At 73.2% G+C, this 18,519-nt stretch carries 11 protein-coding genes; 5 read left to right on the top strand and 6 right to left on the bottom strand.

Annotation, left to right across the window (positions count from 1 at the left end; genetic code table 11):
- Position 1: 1 nt before the first annotated feature.
- Both VA596_RS13055 and VA596_RS13050 read right to left on the bottom strand, forming a co-directional pair.
- Complete coding sequence (locus VA596_RS13055; RefSeq protein ID WP_323326639.1) at positions 2 to 1,393, bottom strand: SMP-30/gluconolactonase/LRE family protein; 1,392 nt, start codon at positions 1,391 to 1,393, stop codon at positions 2 to 4.
- Positions 1,390 to 3,174: a ricin-type beta-trefoil lectin domain protein gene (locus VA596_RS13050; protein WP_323326637.1), complete on the bottom strand. Its 1,785-nt coding sequence runs from the start codon at positions 3,172 to 3,174 to the stop codon at positions 1,390 to 1,392. Before VA596_RS13050 ends, VA596_RS13055 begins: the two co-directional genes overlap by 4 nt.
- A 438-nt stretch (positions 3,175 to 3,612) precedes the next feature.
- On the opposite strand from VA596_RS13050, the gene VA596_RS13045 reads away from it, so the two are divergent.
- Together VA596_RS13045 and VA596_RS13040 are read left to right on the top strand one after the other, a co-directional pair.
- On the top strand, positions 3,613 to 4,221 hold the full coding sequence (locus VA596_RS13045) for a TetR/AcrR family transcriptional regulator (protein WP_323326635.1): 609 nt from the start codon (positions 3,613 to 3,615) through the stop codon (positions 4,219 to 4,221).
- Complete coding sequence (locus VA596_RS13040) at positions 4,218 to 5,051, top strand: class I SAM-dependent methyltransferase (RefSeq protein ID WP_323326633.1); 834 nt, start codon at positions 4,218 to 4,220, stop codon at positions 5,049 to 5,051. The genes VA596_RS13045 and VA596_RS13040 overlap by 4 nt, the downstream gene beginning before the upstream one ends.
- On the opposite strand, the gene VA596_RS13035 is transcribed toward VA596_RS13040, so the two are convergent.
- From VA596_RS13035 to VA596_RS13020, 4 genes are all read right to left on the bottom strand, one after another.
- Complete coding sequence (locus VA596_RS13035; protein ID WP_323326631.1) at positions 5,036 to 6,016, bottom strand: sucrase ferredoxin; 981 nt, start codon at positions 6,014 to 6,016, stop codon at positions 5,036 to 5,038. The two genes, VA596_RS13040 and VA596_RS13035, sit on opposite strands and share 16 nt — an antisense overlap.
- Before the next feature lie 16 nt (positions 6,017 to 6,032).
- Positions 6,033 to 7,220: a cupin domain-containing protein gene (locus tag VA596_RS13030; protein WP_323326629.1), complete on the bottom strand. Its 1,188-nt coding sequence runs from the start codon at positions 7,218 to 7,220 to the stop codon at positions 6,033 to 6,035.
- A 17-nt stretch (positions 7,221 to 7,237) separates the two neighbouring features.
- Complete coding sequence (locus VA596_RS13025) at positions 7,238 to 7,372, bottom strand: hypothetical protein (protein ID WP_323326627.1); 135 nt, start codon at positions 7,370 to 7,372, stop codon at positions 7,238 to 7,240.
- An 87-nt stretch (positions 7,373 to 7,459) separates the two neighbouring features.
- On the bottom strand, positions 7,460 to 10,426 hold the full coding sequence (locus VA596_RS13020) for a helix-turn-helix transcriptional regulator (RefSeq protein ID WP_323326625.1): 2,967 nt from the start codon (positions 10,424 to 10,426) through the stop codon (positions 7,460 to 7,462).
- A 384-nt stretch (positions 10,427 to 10,810) separates the two neighbouring features.
- On the opposite strand from VA596_RS13020, the gene VA596_RS13015 reads away from it, so the two are divergent.
- From VA596_RS13015 to VA596_RS13005, 3 genes are all read left to right on the top strand, one after another.
- The gene (locus VA596_RS13015) at positions 10,811 to 11,419 is read left to right on the top strand and encodes a helix-turn-helix transcriptional regulator (RefSeq protein ID WP_323326623.1); all 609 of its coding nucleotides are present in this window, start codon (positions 10,811 to 10,813) and stop codon (positions 11,417 to 11,419) included.
- Between the two features lie 197 nt (positions 11,420 to 11,616).
- A complete protein-coding gene (locus tag VA596_RS13010) occupies positions 11,617 to 12,186 on the top strand; it encodes a helix-turn-helix transcriptional regulator (protein WP_323326621.1) in 570 nt (189 codons plus the stop codon).
- A 265-nt stretch (positions 12,187 to 12,451) separates the two neighbouring features.
- Complete coding sequence (locus VA596_RS13005; protein WP_323326619.1) at positions 12,452 to 18,502, top strand: non-ribosomal peptide synthetase; 6,051 nt, start codon at positions 12,452 to 12,454, stop codon at positions 18,500 to 18,502.
- The last annotated feature ends 17 nt before the right edge of the window (positions 18,503 to 18,519 follow it).

Below are 18,519 nucleotides of genomic sequence, written 5' to 3'. Positions count from 1 at the left end.
GTCAGTACGGCCAGCCGGGCACGTTCAGCCGCACGCTGTACAGCGCGAAGTTCCCGCTGTCACCGCCGCCGGACGGGGTGCCCGACGTGAGGTAGAGCGTCTTCCGGTCCGGCCCGCCGAACGCGAGGTTGGTGGCGTTCGGGCCGGCGGTGATCATGCCGAGGGCCTGCCCGGCCGGCGAGAAGACGTGGACCTTCCCGTCGCCGTACGTCACCTGGTAGACGTTGCCCGCGCAGTCGACCGTGCCGCCGTCGGTCCCCGCCAGCGACGCGAAATCACTGCGGGCGCCCGTGCTGCCGTCCGCGGCGACCGGGTACCGGTAGATCTTCCCGGTCGCGTTCCCGCCCACGTACAGGGTTTTCCCGTCCGGCGACAGCTCGATGCCGTTCGGCTCGCGGATGGTGTCGTCGATCAGCGTGACGACGCCGCCGCGGACCCGGAACACACTGGTCTTACCGGACATCCGGTCGGGCCGGTTCGCGCGCTGGAAGTCCGGGTCGGTGAAGTAGACGGTCCCGTCCGCACCCTCCGTCACGTCGTTCGGTGAGTTGAACAGGCGTCCCTGGTAGTCGGCCGCGATCGTCCGCCGCTGCCCGGTGGCCAGGTCGTACGCCGAGACGCTGCGCTGGTCGTGCGTCGCGGCGTACACCGACTTCCCGTCCCGGCTCAGCGCCAGCCCGTTGCTGCCCGCGCCGGCGACGAACGTGGTGAACGCGCCGGTCGACGGGGTGAACCGCAGGATGTCCGACGGCTGGACGTTCTCCGCGCCGGTGCCGTCGTGCATGTTCGTCAGCAGCAGGGTCTGGCTCGCCGCGTCCCAGGTCGGCCCCTCCAGGAAGTTGAAGCCGTCCCGGATCGCGGTCGCGGCCACGACCGGCGACGGCAGCGGGTTCCCGAACGGGCCCTGGGGACACGGCCCGCCGGCCGGTGCCGAAGCCGGCAGGACCCACTGCTGGTTGGCGCCGGTGGAGCAGGACCACGTCTGCAGCGGCGTACCGTCCACACTGGACACACCGGTGGCGTCGAGGCACTTTCCCGCGCCGGCGTTGACCAGGCGGCCGGCGTCGGCGGTCCAGCGCTGCGCGGCGGTGCCGTTGCAGTCGTAGATCTGCACCGCGGAGCCGTTCTGCGTGGAGCCGCCCGCCACGTCGAGGCACTTGCCCAGCGCGGTGATCGTCCCGTCGGCGCCGGCCGACCACTGCTGGGCCCCTCCTCCGGTGCAGGTCCACAGCTGGACCCGGGTTCCGTTGGCCGCGGCGCCACCGGTGACGTCGAGGCACTTCCCGCCGATGCCGGTGATCGCACCCGTTGTCGCGGCCGAGGCGCCGGTGACGGTCAGCCCGGCCGCGGCCAGCACGGCCGCCGTCACGGCGAGCCCTCGCCGGAGCGTCACGCCGGCACCGTCCAGCGCTGGTTGGGCCCGCCGGTGCAGGTCCAGATCTGGAGCTTGGTCCCGTCCGCCGTGCCGCCGTCCTTGACGTCCAGGCACTTCCCGCTGCCCGCGTTGACCAAGGCGCCGTTCGCCCCGGTCGTCCACCGCTGGTTGGCGCCGCCGAAGCAGTCCCACAGCTGGACGGCCGTGCCGTCGGCGGTCCCGCTGCCCGTGACGTCCAGGCACTTGCCGAGACCGCGGACCGTGCCGTCGGAGGCCAGCGTCCACTGCTGGTTCGGCCCGGACGCGCAGGTCCACAGCTGCGGCAGGTTCCCGTTGACGGTCGAGCCGCCGGTGACGTCGAGGCACTTGCCGCCGAGCCCGGTGATCGGGCCGGTGCGGCCGGTGGGCGGCGGCGTGGTGCCGCCGGTGCCCGGCCAGGTGAACGTCGCCATCGCGCCGCCGGGCAGCTGGTAGCCGAACGACTGGCCGCCGAAGGAGACCTGGAAGTTCTGCGTGCCGCCGCTGTTGACCGCGACGAGGACGATCGTGCCGTCCGGGTTGCGGAACGCGACGTTCTGGATGCCGCCGTCGCCGTAGCCGGTCGAGTCGATCCGCACCGCGCCCGGCTGGACGAACTTGCTGAGGTGGCCCAGGACGTAGTACTCGGCGTTGTACGTGACGTTCGATCCGTTGGTGGTGACGACGCCCGTGCAGTTGCCGCAGCTGCCGATGACCGGGCCGTGGTTGTTGTCCAGGGCCATGTTCCAGGTGGTCACGGTCTTGGCCCAGTTTCGGGTGGCGCCGACGGCGAGGTTGATTCCCTGCCAGCGCAGCGAGTCGGCGAACGTGTTGCCCGACTCCGTGCCGGAGCACTCGGTGAAGAAGATGTCCTTGCCCGGCTGGGCGTTGTGTACTGTGGACTGTCCACTCGGGTTGCCGCCGTAGCAGTGCCAGGCGGAGCCGGCGACGTTGGCGCCCGCGCCGCTGTTGACCTGCTGCGGGAACGTGGTGTCGTCCCAGTTGTGGTCGTACCCGAGGATCTTCGTGGCCTGACCCGCGCTACGGAGCTTCGGCGCCAGGTTGTTGATGATGTTCACCTGCTGGCCGGAGGTCATCTTCATGCCCGGGTAGGCGGGCGGTGAGAAGTTCGGCTCGTTCTGCACGCTCAGGTAGTCGATCGGCGCGCCCGCGGCCTGGTAGGCCTGGGTGAACTTGGTGAGGTAGTCGGCGTAGGTGCCGACCTGGCTGTCGTTGAGCGAACCGCCGACCAAGTTGTTGCTGGACTTCATCCACGCCGGCGCGCTCCACGGAGTGGCCATGATGGACAGTTTCGGGTTCAGCGCCTTGGCCTGCTTGACCAGCGGCAGGATGTAGGCGTTGTCGTGGGCGACGGAGAACCGGCTCAGGCCGGGGTCGGCCGCGCCGTCGTCGTAGGTGTAGAAGCTGCGCGAGAAGTCGGTCGCGCCGATCGGCTGCCGCAGGAAGCTGAGGCCGACGCCCGAAGACGGGTTGAACAGGGCGTTCATGATCTCGTCGCGCCGGGGCGATTGGGAGACGTTCCACGCGGCGGCGTCGGTGAAGGACGCGCCGAAGCCGACCATCGACTGGTAGGTGCTGTTCGGGTTCACGGTGATCACCGGCCCGCTGCCCCCGCTGCCGAAGGAGACGCTTCCCTGCTGCTTAAGCAGGTTCGCCCGGTCGGCGGTGGTGAGCCACACGTTCGCGGACGTCGCGGCCGACGCGGGCTGGGCCGGCACGGCGAGCACACCGGCCGCCGCGGCAGCAGCGACGACGGCCACCACCACCGGCCTGGACCGCCTTCGTACGGGGACACCTGACATCGAGGACATGCCGCTCCTTTGCACGCAGGATGATCGGGCTCATCTGCTGCCACAGTGGCGGCTGTCAGGCAGGCTGGGGACACCGCGACCCCTCGGCCGCGTCGTCAGATAGTAAATAAGTATTACTTACGATGTCAAGACTTGACGAGCCCCACCCGATGCTCGTCGGCCTCCCCCGGACCACTCGCCGATCAGGTACGGCCCCATCACGGACGCGAGCCGGCCGCGGCGACGGACCTGCCCGGCCCAGTTCACCCGCTGGGACAACACACTCGAAAAGAATGCACGGCGAAACCGACGGCGTTCCTGGCGAGCCGACGTTCTCTGACACGGCGTCAGACTTACTTACCTCTGACACCTTGTCAGAGTTACCACCGGGCGGCTAACCTCGGCCGCATGGCCGACAATCCCGCGCCGACCCGCCGACGGCGGTCCGATGCCCGGCGCAGCATCGACGCCATCCTCGACGCCGCCCGGGTCGTGCTCGGTGAGCGGGCCGATGCCGGCATGGAGGAGATCGCCGCCGCGGCCGAGGTCAGCCGGCAGACCGTCTACGCGCACTTTCCGTCCCGTGACGCGCTTTTCGCCGCGCTCATCCAGGCCGCGGCCGCCGAGTACGCGGGCCTGCTCGACGAAGTCGGCCTCGACACCGCCCCGCCCGTCGACGCGCTGGCCGGGTTCCTCGACGCGGGCTGGCGGTTCCTTCGCCGCTATCCCCTGTTGCTCGACCCCACCGCGCAGGTGCCCCGGCCCGAACGGGACGACCCGCACGACGTCGTGCCGCCGCGGCTCGAACGGCTCATCCGGCGGGGCCAGCGCGCGGGTGACTTCGACCGGGCGCTGCCCGCCGGCTGGCTCAGCGCCGCCGTCATCGGGCTGCAGCACACCGCCGCGGCGGAGGTCGCCGCCGGCCGCCGGACCGCCCGCAAGGCGGCATCCCTTTGCCTCGCAAGCTCTTTGCGCCTTTGCGGCGTTCCACACCCACCGACTGGGGAGTCGTCATGACCGAGGAAAGCATCGACGGAGCGACGCTGGACGGCGTCGCGGCCACCGGCCTGTGGACCCTGCGCAACCGGGCCGAAGAGTCCCGGAACCCGGCCTCGGCGTTCCGCGACCCGCTGGCCGAACAGCTCCACCGCACGATCGGCTACGACTACGAGCGGTTCGGCAAGCCCAACCAGGGCCACCCGCTGCGCGCCCAAGCGCTGGACAACGCCCTGCGCGCCTACCTGGACCGTCGCCCCGGCGCCACCGTGGTCGCCCTCGGCGAGGGCCTGCAGACCACCTACTGGCGGCTCGGGCGCCCCGACGTCGAGTGGCTGTCGGTGGATCTCCCGCCCGTCATCGCGCTGCGCCGCCGCCTGCTTCCCGAAGAGCCGCGGATGCAAGGGATCCCGGCCTCGGCGCTGGACCGCTCCTGGCTGGACGTCCCCGATCCGGCGCGGGGCGTGTTCGTCTCGGCCGAGGGCCTGTTCATGTACTTCGAACGCGAGCAGGTGCTGTCCCTGATCGCCGACTGCGCCGCGCGGTTCCCCGGCGGGCAGCTGTTCTTCGACTCGATCCCCGCGTGGCTGCGCGACCGGACGCTCAAGGGCTACCGGATGTCGGACCGCTACACCGCGCCGCCGATGCCCTTCAGCCTGTCGGTCACCGAAGCCGCCCGGCTGCCCGGGCGGATCCCCGGCGTGGCCGCCGCGGAGGAACTGCCGCTACCACTGGGCCACGGGCTGCTGGGGTCGAAAACCGTCCGGAGGTTCGCGTCCCTGCCCGGGCTGCGCGACCTGCGTCCCTCACTCACCTTGCTGAGCTTCGCCGCGGATCAGGACACTGCGTAGCCGACCGCGGTACCCGACAGCGAAATCTGCCGTACCGACTCCAGCGCGAACCCGGACAGCACGACCCGGGCGGAGCAGCGGCTCACGCCCGATCCGGCCGACGGCACCCGGCGCAGGACGACCTCGTACATCGCCCGCGGCGCGGACACCAGCACCACCCGGGAGTCACCGTGCGTGTGTTCCTCGACCGCCAGCACGGCGTCCACGCCCCGCGCGCCGACGCGGCCGCGGACGGCGATCTCGGCGAACTGCGCCGACGGGCTGTCCGCCGAGGTGCGGCCGCGGAGGTTCTCCAGGCGGACGTTGCCGTGCAGGGCCTCCTTGGCCACCAGCTCGGCATCCGCCACGCCGAGGCCGCCGTGCAGGAAGCCGTCCGGGACCGTCAGCAGGTTGCCCGCCCAGCGGTCACCGCCGACGTGGCTGACCTCCCAGACCTGGCCGGGGTGGTTCTGGGCCAGGCCGGCGACCACCGGCCGGCCGTAGACCGCGCAGCACATGTCCTTGCTGCCGTGCGTGCAGACGAGGAACAGCGGCCCGCACACGGGGACGCCGTGGCCGCCACGCCCGGCCGCGACGGCGGCGAGGTCGAGGTCCGCGAGCTCGGCGAGGTCGTTCACCTCGAGCCGCTCGAGCCACCGGCGACCCGGGCGGCCGCTGGCCAGGAACACCGTGCGCGGCGTGCCCGGCACCCGCGCGTGCCTGCCCGGTTTGCGGATGAGCAGCGGACGCAGGCCGGCCTGCCGGGCGGCGTCCAGCTGCCGATCGGGAAACACCTGGTCGACGGTGGTTTCGAGGGCGTCGGGGCTCCACGCTCCGGGCTGCTCGACGAGCAGCCACGACGTCATGCGCCCCGCTGTTCCGGCGGGGTCGCCGCCGAGCGCGCGGGCGAGCGTGGCGCACCCCGGCTCGGCGTCCGGTTTTCCGGCGCAAGCTCCCCCTGGAACACCGGAGCTCGACTTAGGCATGCCTAAGCATATCGGACTACGCCGTCGAGAGCAGCCCCTGTGTGACCAACTCCCCGAGCAAGGCCCTCAGGGTCACCCCGTCGAGGGATGGTGCGGCCTCCGCGAGCACCCGGACGTCGTGCGGCGAACCGTCGAGCAGCGCGGCCAGCACCGGGCGCGCGATCGCCGCGAACACCAGCCGTTTCCCGGCCGCGACCAGGGCGACCGTGCCTTCGCCGTCCTCCAGCGCCGCGCGCGGGGCGAGCAGCCGGACCGCGAAGTCGTCCCCGGGCGGGAGCAGCCCGGCCGTCGCGGACCACGGCAGGCCGATGCGCGGGTGCGCCGGGGCCTGGGCGTCCCGATCGGAAAGAAACCGGTCCACGAGGTCGTCGGTCATCAGCTCGGCGATCTGCTGCCGCAGCTGGGCCGCCCGTTTCGTCCGGTCTCCCGGGCCCGCGAACCGCGGCAGGTCCTCGCGGAACAGCTCGTCGGCTCGCACCTGGTCGGCGAGCCAGGCCACCAGGTCGACGCCGGTGGCCGGGTTGAACCCGATCGTCAGGTGCAGGGACTCCTCGCCGACCGCGGAGACGTCGTGCCAGTGCCCGCGCGGCACGTAGAGGACGTCGCCGTCCTCCAGCAGGAAGTCTTCGAGGGGCTCGCCCTCCGGCCGTGGCGGGAGCTCGACGTCGCGCTGCAGCGGGGCCGGCCGGGTGATGCCGTGCAGCCGCCAGCGTTTGCGGCCGGCGATCTGGATGATGAACGCGTCGTGGTCGTCCCAGTGCACGTCGAACCCGTGCGTGGTCCCCCACCCGGCGTACAGGTTGACCTGGACGCGCTCACGCAGGTCGTGTTCGAGTCGCGCCGCCAGGTCGCCGACCGGCTCGACGAGCTCGTTGACCGAGTCGAGCACGAGGGTCGCCCCGGCGCGCAGCCGCTCGGCGAACGGTGCGGACAGCACGCGGGGCACCAGCCCGGTACGCCGTGTCTGCACCATTTCGGTGTAGGAGTGCGCGGGCACGACCTCGCCGTCGAGGGCGAGGCGCAGCCGCGGGAAGTCCAGGCGGTGCTGCCTCAGGACCCGGTCGAGGTCCGTCCACCGGAGCAGGGACGCGAACCGCCCGGGCCGCCCGGTGAACCGCCGGGGCGCGCGCCCCAGCACGTCGGAGTGGAACTGGCCGGCCTCGAGCGGAGCCACGAGGTCGGCCAGTCCCGGAACTGCCGTCACGACAGCCCTTCGCCGGGCTAGTCGTTACCGTCGTTGTCGGCCACCGCGCCGTTCGCCTTGCCGCGATCGACCGCGGCGGGCAGCGCCTCCACGCTCAGCAGCAGGCCGCTGACCGGCGCCTGGTTCTCAGTTGCCGTGTGTTCCTGCCCCATCCGGACCTCCCAAGACATCGACGACTGGTCGGCTTCACGCTACGTGAGACCGACTTTTCCGTCATCGATCATTTGAGTAGTCCTCGCTCACGCAAAGGTGTCATCGGCGGCCGTCTCCTGGACCAGGTCCAGCATGGTGCTGTGCAGGCTCGGCTCCCCCGGGCCGAGGACGTCGAGGGCCAGCGCGCTCAGCGCGATCCGGTTGGGCAGGCCGGTCTTGGTGATCAGGTTGCCGACGTGCCGCTCGACCGTGCGGGGCGACAGGTGCAGCCGGGCCGCGATCTCCTGGTTGTTCAGCCGGCCCGCCAGCAGCCCGAGCACCTCGTACTCCCGCGCGGTGACGCCGGCCGAGCGCAGCCGCGCCGGGATGTCGTCGGTGCCCGCCCGGTGCTGCGGGACCCGGGCGCCCGTGCGGCGCAGCAGGGCCCGGCACGCCCGGGCGACCGCCGGGACCTTGCCCCGGTGGAAGTACCGCTCGGCGGCGCGCAGCCAGCCGACCGGGTCACCCCAGCCGTCGTCCAGCGCGGCCTCGCCCACCAGCCGCAGGGCGAGGTGCCGGCTGGTCGCGTACGGCTCGGCGATCCGCAGGGCCTCGACCATCGCCCGTTCGGCCTGGCGGCGCTTGCCCTCCCGGCCCAGCAGCACGGCGCGGGCGAACTCGGCGAACTGCCGGTCCCAGCGCAGGGCGGCCGCCGGGTCGGCGTGCACGGCCCGCCATTCGGGACGGCCCGCCGTGCCGTCGACCACGCGCAGCAGCAGGTGCAGCCCGAACCGGCCGGAGAGGTGGTCGATGTCGCCGCCCGCCTCCTCGTGGTGCGCGGCCAGCGCGAGGTCCTCGCGGGCGCGGGCGTGGTCCTCCTCCAGCAGGGCGCAGAACGCGCCGGCCAGGCCGTGGATGCGCGGGGCGTGCAGCGTGACGTCCCCGCGCCGGCGCCCGAACTCGGTCAGGGCCTCGGTCAGCGCCGCGCGGTCGCCCCGGTGTCCCGCGAGCACCACCCGCAGCAGCAGTACATAGCGCGTCGTCTCGGCCTGGCGGAAGCGGATCGTCGCGTCCAGGGCGTCGTCGAGCAGTTCGGTTGCCTCGGCCAGTTCACCACGCAGGATCGCGTGCAGGGCCAGGCCGGCCTCGGCCTGGTAGCGGGCGGTCACCGAACCGGCCGCGCTCGCCTGCTCCCGCGCCCGGTTGAGCCGGGTGAGGTCGCCGGTGCGCAGCGCGTCGTCGTTGCCCAGCCGGACCAGCGCATGCAGCTCCCACAGCGGCAGCCGGTGCAGCACGGCCAGCGAGTGGGCGTGCTCCAGGTGGGCGGTGGCCTCGGCCGCGTCACGCTGCCGGGCGATCGCGGCCAGCAGCAGCCACGCCTGGCAGGCCACCACCGGCAGCGGCACCGACTCGGCGACCGTCGCCGCCCGCCGGGCCAGCGCCTCGGCGGCGGGGCGCCGGTCCGGGCCCGGCTGGTCGTAGGCGAGGTGCGCGGCGACCACGTCGATCACGGCGACGTCGGCCGCCGCGGCGTCCGGGCCGAGCAGCGCCCGGGCCGTGTCCACCTGGGCCAGCGCCTCGTCCACCCGCCCGGCCACCTCCAGCGCCCAGGCCAGCCGGGTGTGCAGCACGGCCCGCCGGGCCGGGGTGAGCCCCTCGAACCGGTCGAGCGCGGCGACCGAGGACAGGGCCCGGTCCACCAGGCCGTCCTCGGCCAGGGCCAGCAGCAGCTGTTCCAGCGCGTCCGCCCGCGACGCCGGGTCGCCGGCGAGCAGTTCCCACGCCTGGCTCAGCAGCGCGACGGCCGCGGTGCTCGCGCCCCGGTCCAGCGCGCGACGGCCGCTTTCGGCGAACAGCCGTCCGGCGGCGGGCCGCTGGCCGGCCGCCAGGCGCAGGGTGGCGGCCAGCTCGCACCACTCCCCCGGCAGGCCGGGGTGCACCGAGTCCACGGCGTCGGCCGCGCGGGCGGCCAGCCGGATCCGGTCGTCGTCACCGAGCTGGGCCAGCACCGCCGCCCGGCCGAGCGGGTGCCGGAAGGCGTACCAGCCGGCGTCTTCCGGTTCGACCAGCGAGCCGGCTGGGTCGTCGCGCAGCAGGCCGACGACGTCGTCCTCGGTCAGGCCGGTGGCGCGGGCGAGCACGGCGAGCGGGAACCGGGACCCGAACAGCACCGCGGCGGACAGCACGTCCCGGGTGCGCTCGTCCAGCCCGGCGATGCGCGTGGCCAGGGGGCGGGCCAGCGCGGGCGGCAGCACCGGATCGGCCCGATCCGGAAGCACCCAGAGCGGGCCTTCGCGGACGACGACCTTCTCCTGCACCAGCGCGCTCACGACCTCCTCGGCCAGGAACGGGTTGCCGGCACTGCCCGCCCACACCAGCTCCAGCGCCTCGGCCGGGACCGTCTCCGGGCCGGTGTCCAGCCGGGCGCCCACCAGGGCGCGCAGGTCGGCCCGGGTGAGCCGGGCCGGCTCGAGGAGCCGGCCGCGGCCGCGCTGCGCGGCGTCGCGCACCAGGGCGAGCGCGGCGCCGTCCGTCTCGCGCAGCCCGCAGAGCAGCAGGGTCGGCTGCCGGTCGACGTTGTCGATCAGGTACTCGAGCAGGGCCAGCGACGCGGTGTCCGCGTCGTGCAGGTCGTCCAGGGCGAGCAGGCAGCCCCGGCCCTGCCCGGCCACCCCGGTCAGCCGCAGCACGGCCTCGCCGAGGGTCACCGGCGACTCGACGGCGGGCCCGGCGGGCGGATCGCACCACTCGGGCACCAGCCGGCCCAGAACCGTCGCGTAGGAGCCGAGTGCGGACGGCTCGACCGGTTCCGTTCGGAGGAGGTGCAGAATTGCTTCGGTAAATGGGCGGAACGACACCGATGGTCCGATTGCGCTCGCCCGCCCGCGCAACAGCGCCATCCCCGCCGCGTTCGCCAGTTCGATGCCCTCGGTTATCAGCCGGGACTTGCCGATTCCACTTTCCCCCACGACGAACACGGCTCCGCCGCGCCCATCCCGGGCCGCTGACAACGCATCGTCCACCACCCGTAACTCTTCGCTCCGACCGACCACAATTAGTGAGCGGTATTCCATGCCGGAGAATGCTAATCGATTCTCACGGACCACGCCGTGCGTAATTGTGCTCGATGCTGTCGATATTTTTGACCGCAGCCAACCGGGGTAGGTAACGGCATTTCATGATCGCGTCATCGGAATTCCGGGGCGAAAACCGGCGGCGACCCTAGCGGACCGGGTGCGCGGCGTCATGCGGGCGCTACCCGCATGTTTCGGGGTCACACTCCGGCCGCCGGCTCGCCCGGTACGGAGGGTTGGGGCACCCCTCACGGCGTCCGCGCAGGTCAGCCGGGTCGCCGCGGTGCGTGCGGGGCGCCACGGGAACCTGGGGGCCCGTGACCGAAGCGGGACGCTCCGTCACCGGCCGAGGGTGGAAGCACGAGCCGGACCCGAGGAGGACTCATGGGCGAACCCGTCGCCGTCAGCGTCGTCGCGCAGGACCCGATGCTCGAAGCCGGGGTGACCGTGGCGGTGCACGGCTGCCCCGACGTCGACGTCTCCCCACCGGGGGTGCCGCCGGCGGTCACCGTCGTCATCGTCGACGAGCTGGGTGAGCACGAACTGGACCTGGTGCGGGCCACGCGCACCGCGGCCCACCGGCCGGAGGTGGTGCTGGTGGCCACCGAGCTGACCCCCACCCAAGCCCTGCACGCGATCGCCACGGGCGCCCGCGGACTGCTGCGCCGCCGCGAAACCGACCCGGACAGACTGGCCCGCACGGTCCTGGCCGCCGCGGCGGGCGACGCCGCGATGCCCCCGGACCTGCTGGACCACCTGCTGGACCACACGGCCGCCCACCGCCCACCAGGCCCGGCGGGCCTCGGCCTGAGCGACCGAGAGCGGGCGGTGTTCAGGTTGGTCGCGGACGGCCGCGAGACCGGCGAGATAGCGCGGGAGCTGAGCTACTCCCAGCGCACGGTGGCGGGAGTGGTGCACGACGTGACCAACCGCTTCCGGCTCCGCAACCGCGCGCACGCGGTGGCGTACGTATTGAGGGCGGGTTTGCTGTGACCGGGCCCGAACGACCGACGCCTGGGAGCGCGGAACCGAAGCGACACGACTCTGCGGTGCCGAACGCACCTGCCGCGATCCCGCGCGAATCGCCGACGGGAGTGGTCGACGGACCCGGCACCGCGTCGCACGCGACACCACACCGGCCAAGCGAGCTTGCCCCCGACCGGCGTGAACCGGGGTACCCGTCCGAGGAGGTGCGGGTTCGGGTTGCCGCGCCCGATGCGGCTCTGCGGGCCAGCATGCACACCGCGCTCGGCCGGGCCGGCGTTCCGCTGGTGCGGGAGCCGTCGTCCGATGCCGTTCTGCTTGCCGCCGCGTCCACTGTGGACGAAGCCCTTGCGGACTGCCAGGGTGGGAATCAGGGCGGGATCGTCGTCGTTGCGGATCGGTTGGCCTCTGAGGGGGTGCGCCGGGCTGTGCGGGCCGGGGTTGCCGTGCTCGTCCAGTCCGCCCGGGCCACGCCGACTCGGCTGGCCGCGGCGGTGCGCTCCGCCCACGACGGCGAGGGCCGTCTTCCGCACGAGACTTTGGTCCGGCTGCTGGGCACCGATCGGCGGAAACAGGCGGCTCCGCCGCGGCTGACCGCCCGGCAGCTGGTCATGCTGCGGCTGATGGCCGAAGGCCTGGACAACATCGGCATCGCTCGCGCGCTGTCGTGTTCGGCGCACACCGTGAAGAACGTGATCTACGACCTGATGAGCCGCCTGCAGGCACGCAACCGGGCGCACGCGGTGGCGGCGGGCGTGCGAGCCGGGCTGATCTGACCGGCGCGGAGCGCCAACAGGTCCACGCGGCGCAATCGCGCACCTGGCGACCCGCTGCGTGCGGGGCGAGCGGACCTGCCCGCCCGCGGCAGCCGAGCCGTTCCCGGCCCCCTGTTGCGTGCGGCAGGGGGCCGGACTCGTCTGGCAGCGCGGCATGGGTAGAAGCTGCAGAACTGGGCGCACCCGGCGGGTGCCGCCGCTTCCCTGGTGAGCGCACCCGCGGGGGAAGCAGACTCGGCCGGGGACAACACCCGGGAGGCCGAAAGTGCATGACGGGGTCAACGACGGCGGCACGCAGGTGTCCTTCGCGCAGCGGCGGCTCTGGTTCGCCCAGCAGCTCGACCCGGGCTCGGCGGACTACCTGCTGCCGCTCGCTTTGCGGCTGTCCGGCGACCTGGACACCGACGCACTCATCCGGTCGCTGACCGCGATCGTCGACCGGCACGAGCTGCTGCGCACTCGCTTCGACGCTGTCGACGGGGAACCCCGGCCGCGGGTCGAGCCGCCGGGGCGGGCGCGTGTGGACCGGACCCGGGCCCGCGAAGCCGCCGAGTTGTTCGACCGGGAGCTGAGCCGCCCGATGGACCTCGCGGCCGCCCCGCCCGTGCGCCTCACCCTCGCCCGCCTCGACTCCGGGGAGCACCTGCTGCTCGTGGTCGTGCACCACATCGTCGTGGACGGACGGTCCTGGGACGTCATGCTCGACGAACTCGCCGCCGGTTACCGGGGCGAGCCGGTGGCCCCGCCGACGGCGAAATACGCCGACGTCGCCCGAAAGCAGCGTGAACGGCTGTCCGGCGCGCGGCTGGAGCGGCTGCTCGGGCACTGGCGCACCCGGCTGGCCGGGCTCGCGCCGCTCGACCTGCCGACCGACCGGCCGCGCCCGGCGTTCTGGGACGGCGCGGGGGACGTCGTGCGCTTCACCATCCCCGCCGAGCTGGTCGCCGCGGCGGACGAGACGGCCAAGACCCACCGCGTGACCCGGTACATGCTGCTGCTCGCGGTGTACCAGGCCCTGCTCGCGCACTACTGCGGCCGCGACGACATCGCCGTCTGCACCACGCTTTCCGACCGCACCCGGCCCGACCTGGCCGGCCTGATCGGGCCGTTCGTCAACACCGTCGTCCAGCGCACCGACCTGAGCGGGGGCCCGACGTTCACCGAGCTGCTGGCCCGGGTCCGCGACACCGTGCTGAGCGGCCTTTCCGCGGCCGAGGCGCCGTTCGAGCAGGTCGTCGGCGCGGTCAGCACCGAACGCGACCTGTCCCGCCACCCCCTCGCGCAGGCCTCCTTCACCCTGGTCAACACCGCGCTCGCGCCGATCCGGCTGCCCGGCCTGGACGCCGAGCTGGTGCCGCCGCCGCTGGTCGGCGCGCCGATGGACGTCTTCCTCGACCTCAACCTGCGCCCCGACGGCGGCCTCGCCGCCCGGCTGCAGTACGCCACCACCCTCTTCGACGCCGAGACCATGCAGCGGTTCAGCGAGGGCTACCGGACGCTGCTGGCCGCGGTGCTCGCCGCGCCCGAGGCCCCGGTGGCCGACCTCGCCGCCACCCTCGGACCGCTCCGCAAAAACGCGAGCACACCGGATTCCTTCGAAGTACAAGGAGATCCGCACAAAACAGCCGTCGTCGACGCCGAGCGCGAGGTGACCTACGCGGAACTCGACACGATGGTCGACGGGCTGGCCGGAGCGTTGCATACCCGTGGTGTGGGCCGCGGTGACGCGGTCGCGGTGTGCGTCGGACGCGGCGTGTGGTCGGTGGCCGCGATGCTCGCGATCTGGCGAGCGGGCGGGGTGTACGTACCCCTGGATCCCGCACTGCCGCTCGAAAGGCAGCGGTTCATGGTGTCCGAAGTGGACGTCACCCACGTGATCACGGACGCCGGAACCGCGCTGGACGTGCCCGTCGTGCCGGTGACCGAGACCGGGCCATCCGCACCGGCCACCCAGTCCCACCCGAACGACCTCGCCTACGTCATCTTCACCTCGGGCTCCTCAGGGCGCCCCAAGGCCGTCGGCGTCGAGCACCACGCCCTGGCCGCGCACGTCGCCGCGGCGCGCGAGCACTTCGGGTTCACCGCCGCCGACCGCGTCCTGGCCTTCTCCTCGTTCTCCTTCGACGCGTCCCTCGACCAGCTCCTGCCCGCACTGAGCATCGGCGCCACCGTGGTCGTCCGCCCGGACGAGCAGTGGCTGCCTTCACAAATCCCCATGATCGTCCGGGACCACGGCCTGACCGTGCTCAACCTGCCGCCGACGTACTGGTCGGAACTGGCCTTCACGCTCACCGAGGCCACCGCACCCGCCCTGCGCTCGCTGCGGCTGCTGATCCTGGGCGGGGAGACCGTCCCGCCCAGCGCGCTGGCCGCGTGGCGGGAGCACGTTCCCTGGGTCCGGGTCGCCAATGCCTACGGCCCCACCGAAACCGTCGTCACGGCGACCGTGCACGACGTGTCCACAGTGGACGACACCGTCCCCATTGGACGGCCGCTGGGCGGACGCCGGACGTACATAGTGGACAGCCAGGACCGGCTCGCACCCACCGGCGAGCTGCTCATCGGTGGCCCGGAACTGGCCCGGGGGTATCTGGGCCAACCTGCGCGCACCGCCGAACGGTTCGTGCCCGACCCCTTCGGCGGCACCGGCGGGCGGCTCTACCGCACCGGCGACCTGGTGCGCCGCCACCCGGACGGCGAACTCGAGTTCCTCGGCCGGGTCGACGACCAGGTCAAGGTGCGCGGCTTCCGGATCGAACTCGGCGAGGTCGACGCCGCCCTGGCCCGCTGTGAAGGCGTCCGCGCCGCCGCCTCCGCCGTGCGCCAGGACCCGCAGGGCGGGCAGACGCTGATCGGGTACGTCGTCGGCGAGACCGAAGGCGTGCGCGCCGAGTGCGGACAGTGGCTGCCGGCGTACGCCGTGCCCACCGAAATCGTGGCTCTCGACGCGCTGCCGGTGAACACCGCGGGCAAGCTCGACCGGGCCGCGCTGCCCGACGCCCATCAGCACCGGCTCGCGCCGGACGCCGGGTTCACCGCGCCCCGCGACGAGACCGAGCGGGCCATCGCGGCCATCTGGAGCGAGGTGCTCGGCGTCGAGCCGATCGGCATCGACGACTCCTTCTTCGACCTCGGCGGGCATTCGCTGCTGGCCACGATGGCCGTGTCGCGGGTCGCCGAGCGCCTCGACCGGGACGTCGAGCTGCGCACGCTGTTCGAGAACCCGCGCATCCGCGACTTCGGCCCCCGCGTCGCCGCTGCCCGGGCGGCCGGCGGCGCCGGGATCGTGCCGGTCGACCGGCGCGGGCCGCTGCCGATGTCGTTCGCCCAGGAACGCCTGTGGTTCCTCGACCGGATGTCCGAGCTGGGCGCGGACTACGTGCTGTGGTTCTCCTGGCGGGTGCGCGGGCCACTGGACCGCGCCAAGTGGCAGGGCGCGCTGAACGACGTCGTCGCGCGGCACGAGGTGCTGCGCACCGCGCTGGTCGAGCTGGACGGACGCCCGGTGCAGCTGGTCCGCGACGCCGTCACCGTGCCCCTGCACTGGACCGAAGCGACCGCCGACACCGTGCGGGCCGAGGCGACCGCGTTCGCCACCGCCCGGTTCAACCTCGCCGAGCCGCCGCTGCTGCGGGCCGGGGTCTGGGCGCTGGGTCCCGAGGACCACGTCGTCGTGCTCGCCTTCCACCACGTCGCGACCGACGGCTGGTCCACGGGCCTCGTGTTCGACGAACTCGCGCAGTCCTACGCCGGACGCCGCATCGACCAGCCTTCCGTGCAGTACGGCGATTTCGCGGTGTGGCAACGGGACCGGGACACGAGCGGGCAGCTGGAGTACTGGCGGCACGCGCTCGCCGACATGTCCACCGTGGACCTGCCCGCCGACCGGCCCCGGCCCGCGGTGCGCTCGGGTCGCGGCGCGGCCGTGCGCGTCTCGTGGCCGATGACCGCCGAACTCGACGCGCTGGCCGCCCGCTGCGGCGCGACCCGGTTCATGGTGCTGCTGGCCGTGTTCCAGGTGGCGCTCGGCCGCTGGGCCGGCCGGACCGACATCCCGGTGGGCACCCCGGTGGCCGGGCGCGGGCGGACCGAGCTGGAGCGGCTGGTCGGGTTCTTCGTCAACACCGTGGTGCTGCGCGGCGACCTGGCCGGCGACCCGGCGTTCACGACGTTCCTGGACCGGGTCCGCCAGGGCGTGCTCGGTGCGTTCGACCACCAGGACGTGCCGTTCGAGCACTTGGTGCAGGACCTGCGGCCCGAGCGCGACCTCTCGCGCAACCCGTTGTTCCAGGTCATGTTCGACCTGGCCGAGTCGGCGGCGAGCCCGGCGCCCGCGGTCGCGGACCTCGAGTTCGGGCCGTTCACACTGCCGTGGCAGTCGGCCAAGTTCGACCTGACCGCGAACGTGGTGCTCCACCCGGACCGGATCGCCCTGGACCTCGAGTACAGCACCGACCTCTTCGACGAAGCGACCGTCCACCGGTTCGCCGAGTGGATGCGCCGGACCCTGGCTGCGGTAGCCGCCGACCCGGACGTCCGGATCGGCGACGTCGACCTGCTCGATGCCGCAGAACGCACCGAGCTGCTGACCTGGGCCGGAACCGGCGACGCCGCTCGGGATCCGTTCCTGGTCGCCGGAGCACCGGACGACGTCGCGCTGGTGTGCGGGGACGACGTCCTGCGCTACCGCGAGCTGGACGAGCGGGTCGGCCGCCTGGCCGGGGCGCTGGTGGCCGACGGCGTCCGGCCCGGCACGGCGGTCGGGGTACGGCTGCCCCGAGGCATCGGATCGGTAGTGGCGATGCTGGCCGTGTGGCGCGCAGGCGGGGTGTACGTGCCCCTGGACCCGCGTTTCCCGGAGCAGCGGCTCGCGTTCATGATCGCCGAAGCCGGGGTCGAGCACGTCATCGACGACACCGAGGTGCGAGCGGACCCGGTCGGGCCGAGGACGCCGGACCCGCGCGAGACCGCGTACGTCATCTTCACCTCGGGCTCGTCCGGGCGGCCCAAGGCGGTCGCGGTCTCGCACGGCGCCCTCGCCGCGCACATCGCCGCGGCCCGGGATTGCTTCGACATCACCAAAAACGACCGCGTGCTCTCCTTCGCGTCCTTCTCCTTCGACGCGTCGTTCGAGCAGATCCTGCCCGCTCTCAGCGCGGGAGCGAGGGTGGTGCTGCGCCCGGACGACGTCTGGTCGGTGCACGAGCTGGCCGAGCAGGTGCGCAAGGAGGGCGTGACCGTCCTGGAGCTGACGCCGTCCTACCTCACCGAGCTGACCGCCGCCGACGTCGACCTGGGCGGGTTGCGACTGCTGGTCACCGGTGGCGAGGTCCTGCCCACCGCGACGCTGAGCCGCTGGTTCGAGCAAAAGCCCACCGTGCCGGTGGTGAACACCTACGGCCCCACCGAGTCCGTCATCTCCAGCACCACGCACCGGGTCACCGGGCCGTGCGGCAGCAGGGTCCCGATCGGCGGCCCGCTGGGCGGACGGCGGCTGTACGTGGTGGACGCCCGCGGCGCGCTCGTCCCCGCCGGAGTGCCCGGCGAGCTGCTGGTCGGCGGCGACGAGCTGGCCGTCGGCTACCTCGGCCGTCCGGGCGCCACCGCCGAGAAGTTCGTGCCGGACGCCTTCGGCGGCACCGGCGGGCGGCTCTACCGCACCGGCGACCTGGTGCGGTGGCGGCCGGACGCGACGCTGGAGTTCCTCGGCCGCGTCGACGACCAGGTCCAGATCCGGGGGTTCCGGGTCGAGCCGGGCGAGGTCGAGGCCGTGCTGCGGGAACACCCCGCGGTGACCGACGCCGCCGTCGTGGTCCGGGACGTCCGAGGCGAACCCGCCCTGGTCGCGTACGTCGTCGGCGACGCCGGGGACCTGCGCGAGTGGTGCGCGCACCGGCTGCCGGGTTACCTGGTGCCGCCGGTGTTCGTGGCGCTGGAGACGTTGCCGCGCACGGTGCCGGGCAAGCTCGACGTCGCCGCGCTGCCCGCCCCGGACGTGCCGGTGGCGGCGGGGTTCGAGGCCCCGGACTCCCCCACCGAGACGGTCACCGCGCAGATCTGGGCCGAGGTGCTCGGGGTCGCGCGGGTCGGACGGCACGAGGACTTCTTCGCCCTCGGCGGGCATTCCCTGCGCGCGGTCGCGGTCGCCGCCCGGCTGCGGGCCGCGTTCGGCTGCCCGGTGCAGGTGCGCGACCTGTTCGAGGACCCGACCGTCGCGCGGCTCGCGGCGCGGGTGGAGGACCGGCTCATCGCGGAGATCGCCGCGATGAGCGACGACGAGATCGATCTGTCCCTGACGGTGGATCACCGCAGCTGACGAACGGGAAGGACACA

Source organism: Amycolatopsis heterodermiae (assembly GCF_034929455.1).
Classification (GTDB): domain Bacteria; phylum Actinomycetota; class Actinomycetes; order Mycobacteriales; family Pseudonocardiaceae; genus Amycolatopsis; species Amycolatopsis heterodermiae.
Note: the sequence above shows the minus strand (reverse complement) of the source record. Positions and strands in the feature narration are given on the sequence as shown.